This is a genomic window from Carnobacterium sp. AT7, from assembly GCF_000171855.1.
In the GTDB taxonomy this organism is placed as follows: Bacteria; Bacillota; Bacilli; order Lactobacillales; family Carnobacteriaceae; genus Carnobacterium_B; species Carnobacterium_B jeotgali.
In genome coordinates, this window is record NZ_ABHH01000065.1 from 1 (window position 1) to 1,228 (window position 1,228).

General features: G+C 40.7%; 1 protein-coding gene. It reads left to right on the forward strand.

Translation table 11 applies throughout. The features are described from left to right. Positions 1–1,065 (forward strand): elongation factor Tu (tuf, locus tag CAT7_RS11930; RefSeq protein ID WP_007725979.1); only part of this gene is annotated, 1,065 nt, incomplete at its 5' end. Between the last annotated feature and the right edge of the window lie 163 nt (positions 1,066–1,228).

Genomic DNA, 1,228 nt, shown 5'->3' on the forward strand with positions numbered 1-1,228 from the left:
AGTACTGCAACGGACTACGCTTCTATCGATGGAGCTCCTGAAGAACGCGAACGTGGAATCACGATCAACACTTCTCACGTTGAATACGAAACTGAAACTCGTCACTACGCTCACGTAGACTGCCCAGGCCATGCTGACTATGTTAAAAACATGATCACTGGTGCTGCACAAATGGATGGAGCTATCTTAGTAGTATCTGCTGCTGATGGTCCAATGCCACAAACTCGTGAACACATTCTATTGTCTCGCCAAGTTGGTGTTCCATACATCGTTGTTTTCTTAAACAAAGTTGACCAAGTTGATGATGAAGAATTATTAGAATTAGTTGAAATGGAAGTTCGTGATTTATTATCTGAATATGACTTCCCAGGCGATGACACTCCAGTTATCTCTGGTTCAGCTCTTAAAGCTCTTGAAGGCGTTGAAGAATTCGAAGATAAAATCATGGAATTGATGGATGCTGTAGATTCTTACATCCCAACTCCAGAACGTGATACTGACAAACCATTCATGATGCCAGTTGAGGATGTATTCTCAATTACTGGACGTGGAACAGTTGCTACAGGACGTGTAGAAACTGGACAAATCAAAGTCGGTGAAGAAGTAGAAATCATCGGAATTCACGAAGCTACTACTAAATCAACAGTTACTGGTGTTGAAATGTTCCGTAAATTGTTAGACTTTGCTCAAGCAGGGGACAACATTGGTGCATTATTACGTGGGGTTGCTCGTGAAGACATCCAACGTGGACAAGTTTTAGCTAAACCAGGTTCAATTACTCCACATACAAAATTCTCAGGTGAAGTTTATATCTTATCTAAAGAAGAAGGTGGACGTCACACTCCATTCTTCGCTAACTACCGCCCACAATTTTACTTCCGTACTACTGACGTAACTGGTGTTGTTGAGTTACCAGAAGGTACTGAAATGGTTATGCCAGGAGACAACGTTACAATTAACGTTGAATTGATCGCACCTATCGCTATCGACCCAGGTACTAAATTCACTATCCGTGAAGGTGGACGTACTGTTGGAGCTGGCGTTGTAGCTTCAATCGAAGCTTAATCAACTCTTAAAAATAAAATTTAAAAATTGACTCTATCTGGAATAGAGCGTGCCCATCCGAGAAAAAAGCCTTGTCATTGCGACAAGGCTTTTTTATTTTTTTATTAAATGTTGCTTTATTTGTATAGTATACTAGGTGCGAAGAGCAGAGCACTTAAAAATG